This is a genomic window from Neptuniibacter sp. QD34_54 (assembly GCF_047778055.1).
In the GTDB taxonomy this organism is placed as follows: Bacteria; Pseudomonadota; Gammaproteobacteria; order Pseudomonadales; family Balneatricaceae; genus Neptuniibacter.
In genome coordinates this window covers 2,456,546-2,472,781 of record NZ_CP180546.1, presented here as the reverse complement: position 1 = coordinate 2,472,781, position 16,236 = coordinate 2,456,546, and the positions used below count along the sequence as shown (strand labels likewise).

Here is a 16,236-nt window from a genome sequence, read left to right as displayed (position 1 = left end):
AATCCAGTCTATATTCAACTACGAATATAGTGGATTTAGCCCTTATCCCTAGTCCAATTTTCCGCTAGAATCGGTTCCTATTACCTTATAAAAATAGAACCCTGTTCACGGGTTTAAAGACCGCGGATTAACGCTGAATGCTGTTTAATAAACTTCCTGATAACTTGTTTTTGCCTTTATCCGGGCAGAATCGACAGGTTTATCAGGCTGTACTTATCTCATTGGCCGACCTGTTCTTTGATGAAGATTTGGTTGACCCGTTTGTACCTAAGGATTTGGTACGTTCAACGATCGAAGGGGCGGTAATTCGTCTAGGTGTTCGTCGTTGGGAACCAGAAGAGGATGATTCTGAAGAGGATCAGCAAGAGCCTCCTCGTTCAACTGCCGAATATACCAGTCGCATCTATCGTCGCTTGGTTGCTACTGGGTGGTTGGAAGAAGAGCAGCGCATCTATCGTAGTTATGTCCTGTTATCTCCTGCGAATAGCTTCCTGTTACGTACTCTGGTTTCGATTGCGAACCTAGAGAAGCGTAGCTACGGCGGTGCGGTTCTTAACGTATTGAGTTCGTTAGAATCTGCGATCAATGATCCGCAAGGGCGTGGTATTACGCTATCGGAAGCGGCTCAAACAGCAGCTGATTTCAGCGCCCACCTTACAGATATGATGCTTGGCCTGCGTGAGCTAAAGATCAATCTGTCGCAAACCAATAACCCGCAAGAGATTGTTCGTAACTTCTTTGATCGATTCGTAGAGCATATTTTGGTTTCAGACTATAAAACCCTGAAAACCAAAAATAACCCGTTCCGATTCCGTCAACAGATTCTATCTCTATTGCGAGAGTTACAGTTTGATACAGTCAAACTGGAACAGTTGATCATGCACTATCAAGAGCAGTTTGAAGTTGATATCCATGATGCTGAAGCGCGCGTGCATCAACATATCAACCGTATTATTCGTATCTTCGAATCAGTGGATCAGCGTTTAGCGATCATTGACGATTTCCGCTACAAGTTGGAAAAACGTGTATCTGACACTGTTCGCTACATGGATAAAACGACGCCGGGTATGGCTTCACGCCTATCCCGCGTAATCGCTAAAATTAGCGAAAAAGATGGTCGCGAAATTCCACGTATCCAAACTCTGGATACGGTTGGTTTCCTTGCGCCGGGTAGTGTTCGTGCACCGGTTAAGCGTCGCACCATTGCAGAACCTCAAGTTATTACGCGCAAAGAGATCGATCCAAAAGTTCTGCAGCTTCGCCAACTCTTTAAGGAATACAAAGAGCGTCGTGAAGTTAAAGTTGATCGTATAGAAGCGTATTTAGAACGCCATCTGATTGGTCGTGAAAAGATCAACGCCTCTGATTTCGAGATCAGCTCGATCGAAGATTACATCTGCTTTAGCTATGTCCGCCACCTGAAATCATTGGGTAAAAAAGCGCGCAAGACTAGCGAGCAGTATGAGATTAAATTCCAGGAAAATTACGTGAACGTTGCCGACATGGTTGAGTGTCGTGATTTTTATATAACTAGAAAAGATCATTCAAAGGAAGTTTCAAATGCTAGGTGATCTGCAGAAAATTATCGGTCGCAGCGATCAGTATCAAGCCAGCGATTTTAGCCGTGCGGCGAATCAACTGCTGACCAATCAGTTCCTATATGCGGAGCGTCCTGGGCACCGTGAAAGCTATTTTCTAGTTGCTTCGCATGTCGACTACTTTACGAACCTTTTTGAAGCGATCGGCTGGTCTTTTATCCATCAGCCTGATGAAGCTTATATGGGTATCATCCCTAAAGGTGAAGAGCGCTTTATGCGTTTACGCTTGGATGAATCCTTGTTGCTGCTTTGCATTCGTCAGCAGTATGAACAGCGCTTAGAAAGTTTCGAAGTGGAAGCAGGGCAGGCATATACCAGCACTGATGAGTTGCTTACGGTATATGAAAACTTAACGCGTAAAGAGATTCCAAACGAAACGCGTTTGAAAGAGATCCTTTCCTTGTTCTCTCGTCACGGTGTTATCGAACGCGGTAAACCTGATGAGATGGAACCTAAGAATATTCCGCTTAAGATCAATCCAGTAATCCGCCAAGTTGTGGTTGAAGACTTTATTCGTCAGCTTGAAGGCCTTTGTGAGTCCAACGAGCAAGATGGTGAAGTGGTATTGGATATGGATGAAGTCGCAGAAGCAGCGGTAGAGCCTACTGAAGAACACAACGAAGATGTTTCAGAAACGGAAGTCGAAGCAGAAGTAGAAGCTGCTGATGAAACATCTGAAGAGCCAAACGAAGCAGTCGCTGAAACGGCAGAAGATAAAGAAGAGGTACCAGCTGAATGAAGCAGCTAAATCGTATTATTCTGGTTAACTGGTACGTTCTTGGTGCTGTAGAGATACCGATTAAAGGTAACGTTGCGGTTGTAGGTCCAAACGGTTCTGGTAAATCATCGCTGTTGGATGCGATCCAAACAGTATTGATGGGCGGTAACAAACGTCACTTGAGCTTCAACGCATCGGCGGGTGAAAAGAGTGAGCGTAGCCTACGTACATACTGTCTAGGTTTCCTTGATGACGATGGTAAAAAGAATACTGCACGTCATGATTCGCTTTGTTATTTGGCATTGAGCTTCTTCGATACAGAAACGGCTAAAGAGACGACGGTTGGCGTAGCGATTAGTGCATCTACTGCGTCTGCAGATGAAGATGTACTAGGTCGTTTTATTCTGCCTGATTGCTCTGTATCTCTAGACGACTTTACCGAGAAAACAGGTGAAGGCCGTTTACCTAAAGCTTGGGATCAAGTTCGCGATCATCTCTACAAGCAGTGCCCAGATATGATTCTGGAGAAGCGTTCTAGCCGTTTTGTTCGTGAATTGGTAACGCATCTAAGTTACGACCCAGAGATGCCGAACGATGATGATAAGTTTGTTAAGAACTTTAAGAACGCGCTTAAGTTCGTGCCAATCGACAGCCCTACACGCTTTATCCGTGAGTTCGTCCTAGACGAAAACATTGTCCATGTCGGTGCATTCCGTAAGTCTCTTGATGAATACCGCGCGATGGAAACTAAGACGCGCGAAGTAGCGAACCGCATCGGTGAACTAGAGAAGGTACAAGAGCTTTGTAATGGTATTCAGCGTAATGTGAAAAACGCTGCTGAATATGAGTGGGTTGTTCACGAAACACGATTTGAAAATGCAGACCTTAAAAAAGAGGATGCTGCAGAACGTTTGGAAGATAACCAAGCGAAAGAGGAACAGGTACAGGTAGATCTGGAGAAGAAGAGTGAAGAACTCAACCAGATTATGCAGAACTTGGCCGAAGCCCGTGCAGAGCTAAATACCTCAGATTCAGCTCACAAAGTTAAGGCGCTTGAGTCCTCTATCACAGCTAAAACGCACGAAGTTAATGTTGTAAAAGAGCGTATTCAGGGCGTTTATAACCTGATGCGCACTACCGTAGGTTTTGCTGAGAACAGCGAACTGCTACCTGAGAAATTCCGTCCTGTTGTTGAGCAGTGTGTAGAACAGTGGCGTTCAGGTCAGGATATTATGGCTGATCTATGGCCACAATCTCCTGTAGAAGTTGATAACGTTCTAGAAAGCCTAAAACTTCAGGTGGAAGGTGTTCGCCGTGATATCGCGCGTCGTTATGAGCACTCGGTTATTCGTATCAATGAACTGCGTTCTGAGATCCAGAACCAGAAGAGTGCCGTTGAAGCACTAAAACAAGGTCATGCGCCAGTTCGTCGTAACACCCGTGAGTTGATGGAGCTGTTACAAGAGTACGGTATTGAATCCACGCCGATCTGTGAACTAGCGGATATCAACGATGACAAATGGCGTATTGCGATTGAGTCTTTCCTAGGTGCGCGTCGTGAAGCGTTAATCGTCGATCCAGATCGTGTGAAAGAAGCGATCACGCTTTACCGTCGTAAAGGTCGTCACCTTAAGGGTTGCCGTATCGTTAATACGACCAAATCTGGCGATTGGTTAAACCGTTATAAAGCGGGATCACTGGCTTATTTCATCGACACTGAAAATGATCATGCTCGTGCCTACATGAACCGTGCACTAGGCGGCGTGATGGCGGTTGAGACAGAAACCGAACTACTGCGTCACGAGCGTGCATTAACTTATGACTGCATGTTGCAGACAGAAGGTTCGACAACGGCGATCAACGAACAGCAGCCTATTATGGGTATTCGTCGTCGTTCTGACCAAGCTGCGCTACAAGGTAAGCAGGTTGATCAGTTAGTTTCTGAATTCACGCAGCTGGGTAAAAATCACGATACATTGGAAAAACTACGTGATGCGTTAATTACGCTGAATAACGGTTTAGACAATGTCAACGAACGTGTATTCGACTTAGTTAACCAACGCGAACAGCTTGATACAGAGATCGAAGGTCAGCGACAGGCGATCACCGATCTACGTAACCAAGATGATACAGGCGTGCAGCAGCGTATTGCTGATCTAGTAGCTGAGCAGAAGTCTACAGAACAGATGCAACGTAGCTTGATGGATAAGCTTCAGAAAGTACGTACGTCCATCATCAAAGATACGGCAGCGCTAGAAGTATTCGACCAAGAGCTAGAAGAGCACTCTACTGCACGTACTGCATGTGAAGAGAAGGGCGAGTTTGATGCGCAATCTGCGCAGGAAAAACGCGATTACCTAGATGAATCATGCTCTGGCGAACTAGAGCGTATTATCTTTGAAGCAGCGAAGAAAGCGCAGTCCGAACTGTCTCTTCACGAGAAGAAGAAAAATGCCGTACGTGATGGCGTTGCTCAATACAAAGCGAAATACCATGGCGGTGGCTTGAGCCATCAGCAGCTAGATAAAGTTACACCTGATTCTACTCATGAAGAGCTATCTGCATTTGTAGATGAAACTGTTCAAGCGCTTAAAGATTCTGAGCTGGCTAACTATAGTCAGAAAGCAGAACGTGCACGCCTAGAAGCAGAAACTGCATTTAGATCTGACTTTGTTGCGCACTTGAACGATCAGATCAACAAGATCAAAGATCTTATTCGTGAGCTTAACCAACATCTTAAAGGCCGTCCGTTCCATAAAGAGATGTACAGCTTTGACATGATGCCTAACCCAGAATTGAAAGATATTCTGGAATTGGTAGAAGCTTACACTCAGATGGATTCCGCGAACGTTGGTTCTCTATTTGATCTGAAATTTGATAGCGATAAGCCTCATAAAGATGCACTGGCGAAGATTCACGAAGTGCTGAAAGATGAAGGCGAGAGCAGCTTGTTGCAGGATTACCGTAACTTCTACAACTTCGAATTGGTTGTAAAAGATCTAGATGGTAACCGTAAAACAACCCTGACTCAGCGTATCAAAACCGGTTCCGGTGGTGAGCACCAAGTACCGTTCTACGTGGCAATTGCTGCAGCCCAAGCTGCAACATACCGTCTACGCGAAGGTAATGATGGCAACCCACTAGGTGGTATGAGCCTGTCTGTATTCGATGAAGCCTTCAACAAGCTGGATTCTGAGAACACAGTAACTTCGCTTGGTTTCATGAGCGATCTTGGTTTGCAGACAATTATCGCTGCACCGGATGAGAAGTACTCACTACTAAGTTCTTGTATGGATACCATCATCAACGTTTGTCGTGATGGCCGTATTGTAGACTTGGATGTTGAGTTCCCAACGCTTCAAGGGCGTGAGCTTCTAAACTCTGACAATCCACTGAAAATGATGGCTGAGTTGGAAGCAGAAGATCAAGGTGAACAGGCGCTTGAGCCAGAACCGGCTTAATCCTCCCTAATCCAAAAAAGGCGCTTCGGCGCCTTTTTTATTGGCTGGAATTTACCGCAGAGAATTAGCTAGATGTCTTTAAGCGTGGCTTCGGCCAAGCAAGCTTAGGGATTAGACTGATAAATGGCTGCTTCCCACGGAAGATATGCAATCGACCTTTATGTACCTGACCGATGCATTGCTCAACAGGGTCGAGCAAAATCATCATAATCGTACTGATGCTCGGCGGCGGAGCCCCGGCATTTTGCTTACTGCCCGGTAGAGCTTTAACTTCATTTTGAAGACTAGAGAACTGCTGATGGCTAATGAGTTTTGCCAACGACTGAGCGTCCCATATATCAGGCTGCGCCATTAAGGGCTCAAGTAAACCGAGCGTATTTGGAGATACAAGGCAGCGCTCACGGCTAAAGTACTTTCGAACACTCAGATCGGTATGCACTTTAAGCAGGGAGTTATCGCGAACATTACTGTCGAACGCCATCTGCTCCAAACCAGTCAAAATCGCATTGAGATCCCAATTACAGCCTTTAATTAAGCGCCAGACAGGTTCCATGCTGGTACGCGAACCTAGGCTGTATTTCACCGCATCATGAATCAGTGTGTCTTTAGGTAGAAGGGTGATCTTTAGAAAAGTCGTCTGGAAGTCTACCAGGCATTCAGGGCTTTCAATAAAACAGTATGGCAGTTCACGGCGGCAGAACGCCATCCACTGATCGCGCGAGTTAAGTTGTTGTAATACAGGAATAATCACAGAATTAACTCAATAAAACAGTTTCGTTCGACTAGCCAAAGGTAGTAAGCTAAAAAGCTACCTCAACAGAGGGTAAACTTCATCTCTTTACCCCTATCAGGTGATCAATCAACTGTTATGATGGGTCTAATAATTTATAGCCCGAGTATAACCAAAGCTAAGGATAAGAACCATGAAGTTGCTTAACCGTTCAGCATTTGTTGTTTTACCGCGACAGCCATTTGCAGACTGGACTAATAGTTTAGATGTAGATGCCGACGGTTTACACCAGTGCTTAACTCTAGACGAGCAGCGTAGGGAAGGCACCGTTTATCTGGTCGATGAAGTCAGCACGGAAGAGGATTTCTCCAAAGCGCTGGAATCCCATTGGCAGTCTATTTTCGAAAGCGAGCTTTCTGCATGGGATGAATTGGGTGATCATTGGCCGCGTGAAATTAGCTTTGCTAACTTTCAAGAATGGTTTGATGTCTATCCGCAAATCATGGCTTTGGATTTAGCTAAACAGCCGTTAATGATGGCAAATTTGGAAGATGTATAGCCGCGTTAGTTAAGGGCTTTTGGAGATTTTATGGAGCAGATTGTTAACCCTCATGGACTGAAAATGCACCCAATGCGGGAGCGTTTGTACAGTGAATTACACTCGCGCCCGTTCCAGGTTATTCCAAGTCCGGCTCGCATTACCCATCTAGCAGTGATGTGTAATCCTGAAGAGAGCAAACAGCAGTTTGCACACCTGCAGGAGTTGTTTAAGCATTTTGGTGTTGAGCCACCTGAAGTTGATGAACTTTGTTACCACGCGGACTTCGGTAATCTACGAGTGCGCCGTGAAAAGCACATGGAGTTCACTACTTATACCTTTATCAATACAGGTATAGAGCAGGGCGGTAACCCATTTGAAGTCACTGGACTAACACCGCTACCGGAAGGTTGGCTTGCTGACATTCCAGGTACTGTGATGTCGGCCTTCCACGTTTCTGTAGAAGATGCGCGACAAACACATGAGTTGAATCTGCCATTAGTAAAACGTTTCTTCGAAGGCATGCGCCTAGTCGGTAGTAGCCCGCAAAATGGCGATGCCCGTGTGTGGACAACCTTCCAGATGCACAGTGATGGCTTCGGCCGTTTCCTGATCTACAACAAGCAGATGAGTGATAGCCAGCTAGGCCGATTAACTCAGCGTATTATGGAGATCGAGACCTATCGTTTGATGGCATTGCTTTCGCTGCCGACTGCGCGAGAGATCAATCCAACGCTTGGTGATATGGACCAAAAGCTGGCTGATATTACCGATCATCTAGCCCACAGTGGTGATATCGATGAGCAGGAACTGCTGTTCCGCCTTACCGATATGGCGTCTTGGGTGGAAGACTGCAGGGCACGAGCAACCTTTAGATTTAGTGCAACCTACGCCTACCACGATCTGGTTATTAAGCGCCTTGAAGAGCTGCGAGAAGACGAAGTCTCTGGTCACTTAACCATTACTGAGTTTATGACCCGTCGTTTAACTCCCGCGGTTAAAACTTGTCGTGCGACCAGTAATCGTCTTGAGGATCTATCCCGTCGTATCGACCGTGTTGCAGAGATGATGCGTACACGCGTAGAGCTATCGATCCAATCGCAAAACCAAGAGCTGTTGGCTTCTATGGATCAGCGCTCTAAAGTTCAATTAATGATGCAACATACGGTAGAAGGCCTATCCGTAGCAGCAATCAGTTACTACACTATTGGTTTAATTAAATACCTATTAGATGCCGTGTATAACTCTGGTGTAGATCTGAACAAAGATCTGATTTTAGGTATCTCGGTACCTGTTGTAATCGGCGCTGTTGCATTAACGACACGTAAAATCCATCGACACTTCTTGAAAATGGCGACAGAAGAAGTGGAAAGAATGGATGAAAGTAAAAAGAGTAAAAAATGAGTATTGAAGCGGTAATTAGAAATCGACTAGAAGATGGTTTGGCAATTGAGCATCTTGTTATAGAAAACGAGAGCCATATGCATTCTGGCCCAGCTACGGACTCACATTTTAAAGTGACAGTTGTGTCGGATGATTTTGAAGGCAAACGTAAAGTCCAGCGTCACCAGCTGATTTTTAGTTTCCTATCTGACCGGATGAACAACCCAATTCATGCACTGTCGATGCATTTGTTCACTCAACAAGAGTGGCATGATAGAGGGCAGGCGGTTGCGCCATCACCTAAATGTTTAGGTGGCTCTAAAGCAGATAAATAACAAAAGCGACTTCGGTCGCTTTTTTATTTTTGACCGACTATAAGGTCTGATGAGTTAGATCAAATTCCCTTAAAGTAGCACTATCTCTCAATAGAATAACCCTATATATTCTAATGTTAGATAATTGAAATATAAGAAAAAATAGCTATTGAGATGTAACAGGGGCTGAGATGAAAAATAACCAACCCGTCAATAATACAGAGCGTAAATTCAGTAACGATACGCCGCTGATTTCCACCACGGATTTAAAAGGCCAGATAACATTTGTAAACGATGCCTTTGTGGATATATCAGGTTTTACTCGGGATGAGTTAATTGGCCGCTCTCATAATGTTGTTCGACATCCAGATGTCCCCCCACCGGTTTTTGGCGACCTGTGGTCTAAGTTAAAAGAGAATAAACCTTGGATCGGTATAGTAAAAAACCGTTGTAAGGATGGCTCTTACTACTGGGTAAATGCTTATGTAACTCCGATTGTGGAGTCTGGTCGAACCATCGGCTATCAATCTGTTCGAACAGTGCCTACCTCCGGTCAAGTTTCTCGCGCAAACGATGTTTATAGTCGACTGAATAACAACAGTCGTCGTATCTCGATGCACGATATGTCTATTCAGACCAAGATCATCATTATGTTGTTGTTAGCGGTGCTTATTCCTATGGGCGCAGGCTACTTCACACAGTGGTCACCGATGATCACAATGGGTGCAGGCCTAGGTGCTTTTATATTATGTGCAGGCTTGTCCTATCACTGGTTAGGCCCTCTAAGGTACCTGCAGTCCCGTGCTAAGCGTATGCTAGATTCAAAAGTACTAGAAGAGATGTACGCAAACTCAGTGAGTGAAGTGGGTTCGATCTATCTAGGTACCATGGTAGATCAGGCGCGAATCCGCTCTGCCAATGCCCGTGTTACTTATTCGGCCAAAGAGCTAAATCAGCAGGGTGAAGATACGATCGGTATTGCGCGTCAGGCCAATCAAGCGATCGAACGTCAGAGCTTAGAAATTGAAGATGTTTCAGCGCATATCCAAAACCTTTCTATTGCTATTGAAGAGGTGGCGCAGCATGCAAGAACTACTTCCGAAGAAACTAAACAAGCGACCAATACAGCCGATCAAGGTCACTCGATTGTAAAAGGTACAATCGATGCGATTCACCACCTTGCAGATAATGTTGAGCAAGCGGCTCAGCAGATTGATAGTTTGCGTCAGGCGACAGAAGAGATCGCGAGTAAGACCTCAGTAATCTCCGAGATAGCCGATCAAACCAACCTGTTGGCATTGAACGCCGCAATCGAAGCGGCGCGTGCCGGTGAGCAGGGACGTGGATTCGCCGTTGTGGCGGATGAAGTACGAGAGCTAGCTAAACGTACTCAGCTTTCTACTAAAGAGATCGATACCACGATCGCAGAGCTTCAGGGCGAAGCCGCTCAGGCGATGTCGATGATGGAGAAAAGTCAGGACTCAGCAAAAGGCTGTGTTGATAAAGCCGGTGAAGCGGGTTCTGCGCTGCAAGAGATTATGGCGGGTGTAGGTAGCATTGATGATATGAGTACCATGATCGCCGCTGCATCCTCTCAGCAAAGTAATGCTGCGGAAGAATTAAAGCAAAACATCATGTCTATTCAGGAAGCCGCGCAAGTTGCTCAGTTGGCTGCTCAAGCTACAGAGCGATCCTCTGTTGACCTTGCTGATACCTCAAAAACCATTGTCCAGAGTGTAAGTGTTTAAGCTCTATCCAAATTGAAAAAGGCTGCATCTGCAGCCTTTTTTGTGCCTCTTATTCTGTCTTAAATAAGGTTGGGTTAGATCAGGTCTTTAGTTTCCAAATTTAACAGATAACTCTTATTCTCAAGCCCGCCGGCGTAACCTGTTAAATTACCATTACTGCCCAAAACACGATGACAAGGGATAATAATGGGGATCGGGTTGCGGTTGTTTGCCATCCCTATAGCCCTAGCGGCTTTCGGCTTGCCTATTTTCTTGGCTACTTCACCATAGCTACAGGTCTTACCGTAAGGGATATCGTTCAATGCATTCCACACGGATTGCTGGAACTTTGTGCCATTAGGCGCGAGTGGAACATCAAACCTTACGCGCTTTCCTGCAAAGTATTCGCTCAGCTCAGAGACACACTGATTGGTTAATGCATTGCCCAAGAGTTCAGGCACTGTCTCATTATCTTGTAGGAAATGAATCGAGGTAATAGCACTGTTGTTGGCTTTAATAAGCAGAGAGCCCAAGGCGGTGTTCATAATTGCTGCATACATTGTCTTATCCTCCGCTTCAGGGAACCAATATTTAGGACTTGTTCGTTGGTTCTATATTTCTTTTTATAGTTTGGAGCCTGTATTGATGTCCGTCAATGCTTTGTGGTCATCAGAGGAGGAGACTGAAGTCAAAGAGATAAGAAAGAACGATTAAGGGGAACATCAAATGCCTATTGAACATCATGATTTGATTCACGAATTTCCAGAGCACCGTGACCGTATTCACAATCTAAAAATGGAAGATGCACATTTTGCTCGCTTATTCGATGAGTACCATCAGGTGACAAAAGATGTTGAGCGAATGGAATCTGAGGTTGAGCCGGTATGCACTCAAACTGAAGAAGCAGCCAAGTTTAAGCGCCTTAAGTTAAAAGATAAGCTTTACAAAATGCTACAAGCATAATCGCCAAGCCTATTTAGAAAACCCGCAGATATTGCGGGTTTTTTTTGCTCTATCTAATCTAGATCGAGGTTTAACGAGTACAATTTAGTTATTACTGAGTTTGCGTAAAAAGGATAGTTTGTGAAGCCGTACTACAATTGGCGCTATATCTTACAGGTGGCATCCGAGCATAAAACGGAGCTAATTAAAGCGAACATAATCGCTTTTTTTGCCGCCTTGGTTTCTGTTCCGCTACCACTGTTTATGCCATTGTTGGTTGATGAAGTCCTTTTAGATCAACCTGGGTTTATTGTCGAAACTGTAGGCCCTATGTTTCCGCCAGAATGGCATGGGCCGGTACTGTTTATCGGTGTGATTCTGTTTGTCACACTGTTTCTACGTTTAGTCGCGCTGATGATGAACGTTTGGCAGGCGCGCCAATTCAGCATTATCTCCAAAGATGTAACTTATCGGATTCGGGTTGGCTTATTAGAGCGGCTTAAAAAGATCTCAATGGCCGCATACGAAACTGTTGGTAGCGGTGCGGTTTCATCTCACTTTGTGACCGATCTAGATACTGTAGATCGCTTTATCGGTAGCTCGCTCAGTCGCCTACTGATTGCATCCCTATCGATCTTAGGTACCGCCATTATTTTGCTTTGGATGCATTGGCAGCTTGCCCTGTTTATCTTGTTTCTTAATCCGGTGGTGATCTATTTCACCACCATGGTTGCCAAGCGGGTTAAGCATCTTAAAGGTCAGGAGAACAAAGCGTTTGAGGTTTTCCAATCGGCATTAACCGAGACGCTGGACAATATCCAGCAACTGCGTGCCTGTAACCGTGAACAGCATTATCTCAAAGGGTTGATTGCAGAGGCCAAAACCGTACGTGATCATTCAACCGCATTTGAGTGGAAAAGCGATGCGGCCAATCGTTTAAGCTTTGTCTTGTTCATGATCGGCGTTGACCTCTTTAGAGCGGTTTCAATGCTAATGGTGGTTTTCTCCGATCTAACCATTGGTGAGATGATGGCTGTGTTTGGCTACCTCTGGTTTATGATGGCGCCAGTGCAAGAGATTCTAGGCATCCAATATAGTTATTACGCTGCTAAAGCCGCTCTGCAGCGGATCAACAATTTGGCAGATTTTAAAGAGGAGCCGCAGTACCCAGCCAAGGTTAATCCATTTGAAGGCAAGAAGACTGTCGCGGTCAAATTACAAGATATTCACTTCAGTTATGAAACCGGAGTCGAGGTACTCAAAGGCGTCTCGGTGGATATCCCCACAGGGCAAAAGATTGCTTTAGTCGGTGCCAGTGGTGGCGGTAAATCAACCTTAGTGCAGGGGCTGTTGGGCTTATACCCAATCGAGAAAGGGGAGATGTTCTTTGACGGTGTCTCCATCAAAGATATAGGTCTGGCTTGCGTTCGAGATAACGTCGCAACCGTACTCCAGCATCCTGCTCTGTTTAACGGTTCGATTCGTAGCAATCTGACCATGGGAAAAAGCTATTCAGATGAAGAGCTTTGGAATGCCTTAGATGTAGCCCAGTTAAAACCGTTTGTTAAATCACTAGAGCAGCAATTGGATACGCAGGTTGGGCGGCAGGGCGTAAGGCTCTCCGGAGGACAGCGCCAACGTATCGCTATCGCACGTATGCTGTTAAGTGACCCTAAGGTTGTCGTACTAGACGAGGCAACCTCGGCATTGGATGCAGAGACCGAGCTGAATTTACATCAGGCTTTAAAGAGCTTTCTAAAAGATCGTACTACCATCATCGTGGCTCATCGTTTAAGTGCAGTAAAACAAGCCGATCATGTCTATGTGTTTGAAGATGGCAAGATCTGCGAGCAGGGCAATCATTCAGAGTTATTACAAAGTAATGGCCTTTACTCTAGGCTCTACGGTGAATATCAATAAACGCTATGGCTGAGTTGGTTCATCTTTGGTACATGCTCAAGGTGTAAACTCAGTGAATAATATTTATGGGTCGGCGTGGATCGAATTAAGCTCAAGGCTGTCAATATGGACAATCAAAGATGGATGGGCAGGCCCGAGTAGGCTATAAAACGGTTTCAGGGTATTAATTGCTAAAATGTAATTGATAGTAGAAAGGGATTTTGGCCCGAACAAATCATCTGATATGAAGATCAGATAAGAGGAAACACCTATGAGTAAGTATGCAGTTGTTGTGACAATGCTATGTGCGCTAACACTAAGTGGTTGTGTAAGTAATTTAAGCGGTACAACCTATTCGCGTAGTGAAGCACGCCAAGTTCAGCAAGTTCAGTACGGTGTTGTGCAATCTGCCATTCCTGTAGTTATTGAAGGAACCGGTGGTGTAGTAGGTGGTGCAACAGGTGCTGTAGTGGGTGGCATCGCAGCCAGCAATGTTGGTGGTGGCCGCGGTAAAGATATCGCGACGGTATTAGGTGCGGTTGCCGGTGGTGTCGCAGGTAAAAAAGCAGAAGAGATGCTAACGCGTGCACAAGGACAGGAGATCACTGTGCGCTTAGACAATGGCAATATGGTATCCATCGTCCAAGAGATGGACGGTGGACCAGCCTTCGCAGCAGGCGATCGTGTAAGGGTGCTAACCCGTGCAGGTACTGCTCGCGTGACTTACTAAGCCTAAGTTAGCTCTCATTTAAAAAGCCCTTGCTGGATAGCAGGGGCTTTTTTTTGGGCGCGCACTGCCTGTTTACATAGCTAGGGGATAAAGGACGGGCACAGTCTAAATTATTGAAAATTTACTCTGACCCCAATTATTCAGGACAGACCTATATTCTGGAAATCTTGCAGCGCAGAGAACATCCGGTTCTGTTCTGGTTTACTATCCATCTGTGGTTACTGTTTGCTGCATTCTTCTTTATGAGTAATCAACACATCTATGCTTTCTGTGTAGCTGTGATAGCAAAGCTTAGTGCTGTGTTTAGTTGAGATGAATGGGGTGTTTATCCGTGCAGGCACTGCTCGTGAAATAATTAATCCTAAGTTCATTGTTACTGAAAGCCCTTGCTGGAAAGCAGGGCCTTTTTTGTTTGGGCGTCACCTACTGTTTAAAACCAATATATTTGATAGTTGATTTGTATTCAGTGCTAAGTTAAAAAGGTCTTATAAAACAGACAGATGGAAGTCTAGTGTGGGTAGAGTACCCCTCGTATATCAATTGATATCGAGCGCGCGCTGTTTGTCACGGAAGGATTTTTGAAATTTCTCGTTTATTCCTACCTTTTCAATTCTCCACATCTGTTACTGAAAGAATTAAAGGGCTCTGACCCCTTTAATTCCATGATGTATGGCGTTATTTTTAATTCAATTATTGAGATAGAAAATGAATATTAATATTAAAGATATAGTTATAGGTGCTGCCATTGGGGGAGCTATAGTCGGTGGCGTTTTATATTCTAAATATATTAAGAATGCTGGTGAAGCGGCGGGAGATCAAGTTAGTGGTTATCATCATGTTCTCGATTGTGTAGTTCTTCTTGGTAGCGATGATAAAGAGAAGCTAAAAACTTTCCTTCAAGATGTTGTTGAAAAACAAGCTAAATTAGCTAAATCTGACTCAATAGTTACTACTATCTCTTCAATAGCAAATGGTGAAGTTAAAGTATCTGGAATGGGTGAGCCTCTTCGGCAGTGTACAAAAACGTTAGCTGAGCAGTTTGAAACTCTAAATAATAAATCTTAATAAGATATCAAATAACATTCTTAGGAATAGTTCTTATTTACGATAAATGGGTCAGAGTATGATTTATTGAAAATTTACTCTGACCCTATTTATTCTTAGACGTTATATGTAAGGCGAATGAGGTCAAAGTGCGAATAGTAATGATGTTTCTAGGAGTAGTGATAGGACTCGTATTTATCCTATTCTCAGCTTTTCTGCTTCTAGCTGTAGTCACTCCTGAATTAAGTAGTTTGACCGGATTGATTCTCGGGGTTGTTTTCCTAACCTTTGGCCTTACAGGTGAAACTAGCTTAATAAAAGGACTTAAGGCTATAGGACACAAATTTGATAAACGTTATGAGTAAAGGAGCCCTAGATTGAAAGGTGAGCGTATTTATGTAGAGCACCCTAGAGACTGCTCGGCCAGAATGAATGCCCTGCATCATATTTATTTTGATATAGCTCAGGATGAGTATGTTAATTGCCTCAATGTTGAAGCCACTGATACTAGTGGTATGCATGAGGGTGAGAAATCAGAACTTTATAGAAAAGCTACAGAGCATGGGATTAAGGCGATAGTCTTTTCATCTATGTGTGTGGAATCTGCTATTAATAATTACGCAGGCACTCAATTGGGAGATAAGTACGCTCAGCAGCACTTAGACAAGCTAAATGTGCAATCCAAATGGGTTGTAATACCAAAATTAGTATGTGGCAGATCAATAGATAAATCAGGACCTGCGTTCAACGCGCTTGGAAAGCTAATCAAGGCGAGGAATGAATTGGTTCATAATAAGTCTAAAGAATTAAATCCAGCAAACCCAAATCTTAAAACCATATTAGAAAAGAGCGACCAGGATTTTAAAATTGGCTTTGAAAGTTCATTGAAGGCTCTGTATCTACTTCGTATGGAAATGGATTATGTATTAGGTCAAACGCATAACCCAATAGGGACAATGGATCCGGCGTTTACATGGATAGACATACCTGATCAAGTCAAAGGAATCTATGATAAATGCAAAGCTCTTGTTCTCAAGAAATACTCATAACAAAAACATCAAAGATTGCCCTACGGGCTCGGACCGCCGTTGCGCTCCGGCCTTTTATGTTAGGCGTTATGAACTTAAACCTGAGCTAAAAATGAGATTATGT

14 protein-coding genes are annotated in these 16,236 nt (G+C 44.4%); 12 read left to right on the top strand and 2 right to left on the bottom strand.

What is annotated here, in order from left to right:
- Window positions 1–137: 137 nt before the first annotated feature.
- The 3 genes from ACMXYP_RS11255 to ACMXYP_RS11245 are packed head-to-tail and all read left to right on the top strand — an operon-like array spanning window position 138 to window position 5,777.
- Window positions 138–1,571 (top strand): Wadjet anti-phage system protein JetA family protein, encoded by a 1,434-nt coding sequence (locus tag ACMXYP_RS11255; RefSeq protein WP_415881740.1) that lies wholly within the window; start codon window positions 138–140, stop codon window positions 1,569–1,571.
- A complete protein-coding gene (locus tag ACMXYP_RS11250) occupies window positions 1,561–2,337 on the top strand; it encodes a DUF4194 domain-containing protein (RefSeq protein WP_415881739.1) in 777 nt (258 codons plus the stop codon). The genes ACMXYP_RS11255 and ACMXYP_RS11250 overlap by 11 nt, the downstream gene beginning before the upstream one ends.
- Entirely contained in the window at window positions 2,334–5,777 is a 3,444-nt protein-coding gene (locus ACMXYP_RS11245; protein WP_415881738.1) for an SbcC/MukB-like Walker B domain-containing protein, read from the top strand. The genes ACMXYP_RS11250 and ACMXYP_RS11245 overlap by 4 nt, the downstream gene beginning before the upstream one ends.
- A gap of 64 nt (window positions 5,778–5,841) precedes the next feature.
- Here ACMXYP_RS11245 and ACMXYP_RS11240 read toward each other — a convergent pair whose 3' ends face one another.
- Window positions 5,842–6,528 carry a hypothetical protein gene (locus tag ACMXYP_RS11240; protein ID WP_415881737.1) on the bottom strand — a complete coding sequence of 229 codons (687 nt, stop codon included), beginning with the start codon at window positions 6,526–6,528 and terminating at the stop codon, window positions 5,842–5,844.
- A 172-nt stretch (window positions 6,529–6,700) separates the two neighbouring features.
- On the opposite strand from ACMXYP_RS11240, the gene ACMXYP_RS11235 reads away from it, so the two are divergent.
- The 4 genes from ACMXYP_RS11235 (at window position 6,701) to ACMXYP_RS11220 (ending at window position 10,490) form a co-directional block, all read left to right on the top strand.
- Window positions 6,701–7,066, top strand: coding sequence for a hypothetical protein (locus ACMXYP_RS11235; protein WP_415881736.1), 366 nt, complete (start codon window positions 6,701–6,703; stop codon window positions 7,064–7,066).
- A 30-nt stretch (window positions 7,067–7,096) separates the two neighbouring features.
- On the top strand, window positions 7,097–8,449 hold the full coding sequence (locus ACMXYP_RS11230; RefSeq protein ID WP_415881735.1) for a DUF3422 family protein: 1,353 nt from the start codon (window positions 7,097–7,099) through the stop codon (window positions 8,447–8,449).
- Window positions 8,446–8,763 carry a BolA family protein gene (locus tag ACMXYP_RS11225; protein WP_415881734.1) on the top strand — a complete coding sequence of 106 codons (318 nt, stop codon included), beginning with the start codon at window positions 8,446–8,448 and terminating at the stop codon, window positions 8,761–8,763. Before ACMXYP_RS11230 ends, ACMXYP_RS11225 begins: the two co-directional genes overlap by 4 nt.
- 170 nt (window positions 8,764–8,933) lie before the next feature.
- On the top strand, window positions 8,934–10,490 hold the full coding sequence (locus ACMXYP_RS11220) for a methyl-accepting chemotaxis protein (RefSeq protein WP_415881733.1): 1,557 nt from the start codon (window positions 8,934–8,936) through the stop codon (window positions 10,488–10,490).
- A gap of 74 nt (window positions 10,491–10,564) precedes the next feature.
- On the opposite strand, the gene ACMXYP_RS11215 is transcribed toward ACMXYP_RS11220, so the two are convergent.
- Window positions 10,565–11,029 carry a methylated-DNA--[protein]-cysteine S-methyltransferase gene (locus tag ACMXYP_RS11215; protein ID WP_415881732.1) on the bottom strand — a complete coding sequence of 155 codons (465 nt, stop codon included), beginning with the start codon at window positions 11,027–11,029 and terminating at the stop codon, window positions 10,565–10,567.
- A 166-nt stretch (window positions 11,030–11,195) separates the two neighbouring features.
- On the opposite strand from ACMXYP_RS11215, the gene ACMXYP_RS11210 reads away from it, so the two are divergent.
- The 5 genes from ACMXYP_RS11210 to ACMXYP_RS11190 all read left to right on the top strand — a co-directional run bounded on the left by ACMXYP_RS11210 (window position 11,196) and on the right by ACMXYP_RS11190 (window position 16,133).
- Window positions 11,196–11,432: a YdcH family protein gene (locus tag ACMXYP_RS11210; RefSeq protein WP_415881731.1), complete on the top strand. Its 237-nt coding sequence runs from the start codon at window positions 11,196–11,198 to the stop codon at window positions 11,430–11,432.
- Window positions 11,433–11,552: 120 nt separating this feature from the next.
- On the top strand, window positions 11,553–13,331 hold the full coding sequence (locus ACMXYP_RS11205) for an ABC transporter ATP-binding protein (RefSeq protein WP_415881730.1): 1,779 nt from the start codon (window positions 11,553–11,555) through the stop codon (window positions 13,329–13,331).
- 250 nt (window positions 13,332–13,581) lie between these two features.
- On the top strand, window positions 13,582–14,040 hold the full coding sequence (locus tag ACMXYP_RS11200) for a glycine zipper 2TM domain-containing protein (RefSeq protein ID WP_415881729.1): 459 nt from the start codon (window positions 13,582–13,584) through the stop codon (window positions 14,038–14,040).
- 705 nt (window positions 14,041–14,745) lie between these two features.
- Window positions 14,746–15,105, top strand: coding sequence for a hypothetical protein (locus tag ACMXYP_RS11195; RefSeq protein WP_415881728.1), 360 nt, complete (start codon window positions 14,746–14,748; stop codon window positions 15,103–15,105).
- Window positions 15,106–15,461: 356 nt separating this feature from the next.
- Window positions 15,462–16,133 (top strand): hypothetical protein, encoded by a 672-nt coding sequence (locus ACMXYP_RS11190; protein WP_415881727.1) that lies wholly within the window; start codon window positions 15,462–15,464, stop codon window positions 16,131–16,133.
- The last annotated feature ends 103 nt before the right edge of the window (window positions 16,134–16,236 follow it).

What these genes read in the sequence shown, in the direction of transcription:
- ACMXYP_RS11210 (WP_415881731.1), top strand. Translation starts at nt 11,196, where the DNA reads ATGCCTATTGAACATCATGATTTGATTCACGAATTTCCAGAGCACCGT.
- ACMXYP_RS11245 (WP_415881738.1), top strand. Translation starts at nt 2,334, where the DNA reads ATGAAGCAGCTAAATCGTATTATTCTGGTTAACTGGTACGTTCTTGGT.
- ACMXYP_RS11200 (WP_415881729.1), top strand. Translation starts at nt 13,582, where the DNA reads ATGAGTAAGTATGCAGTTGTTGTGACAATGCTATGTGCGCTAACACTA.
- ACMXYP_RS11230 (WP_415881735.1), top strand. Translation starts at nt 7,097, where the DNA reads ATGGAGCAGATTGTTAACCCTCATGGACTGAAAATGCACCCAATGCGG.
- ACMXYP_RS11255 (WP_415881740.1), top strand. Translation starts at nt 138, where the DNA reads ATGCTGTTTAATAAACTTCCTGATAACTTGTTTTTGCCTTTATCCGGG.
- ACMXYP_RS11215 (WP_415881732.1), bottom strand. Translation starts at nt 11,029, where the DNA reads ATGTATGCAGCAATTATGAACACCGCCTTGGGCTCTCTGCTTATTAAA.
- ACMXYP_RS11220 (WP_415881733.1), top strand. Translation starts at nt 8,934, where the DNA reads ATGAAAAATAACCAACCCGTCAATAATACAGAGCGTAAATTCAGTAAC.
- ACMXYP_RS11250 (WP_415881739.1), top strand. Translation starts at nt 1,561, where the DNA reads ATGCTAGGTGATCTGCAGAAAATTATCGGTCGCAGCGATCAGTATCAA.
- ACMXYP_RS11195 (WP_415881728.1), top strand. Translation starts at nt 14,746, where the DNA reads ATGAATATTAATATTAAAGATATAGTTATAGGTGCTGCCATTGGGGGA.
- ACMXYP_RS11225 (WP_415881734.1), top strand. Translation starts at nt 8,446, where the DNA reads ATGAGTATTGAAGCGGTAATTAGAAATCGACTAGAAGATGGTTTGGCA.
- ACMXYP_RS11235 (WP_415881736.1), top strand. Translation starts at nt 6,701, where the DNA reads ATGAAGTTGCTTAACCGTTCAGCATTTGTTGTTTTACCGCGACAGCCA.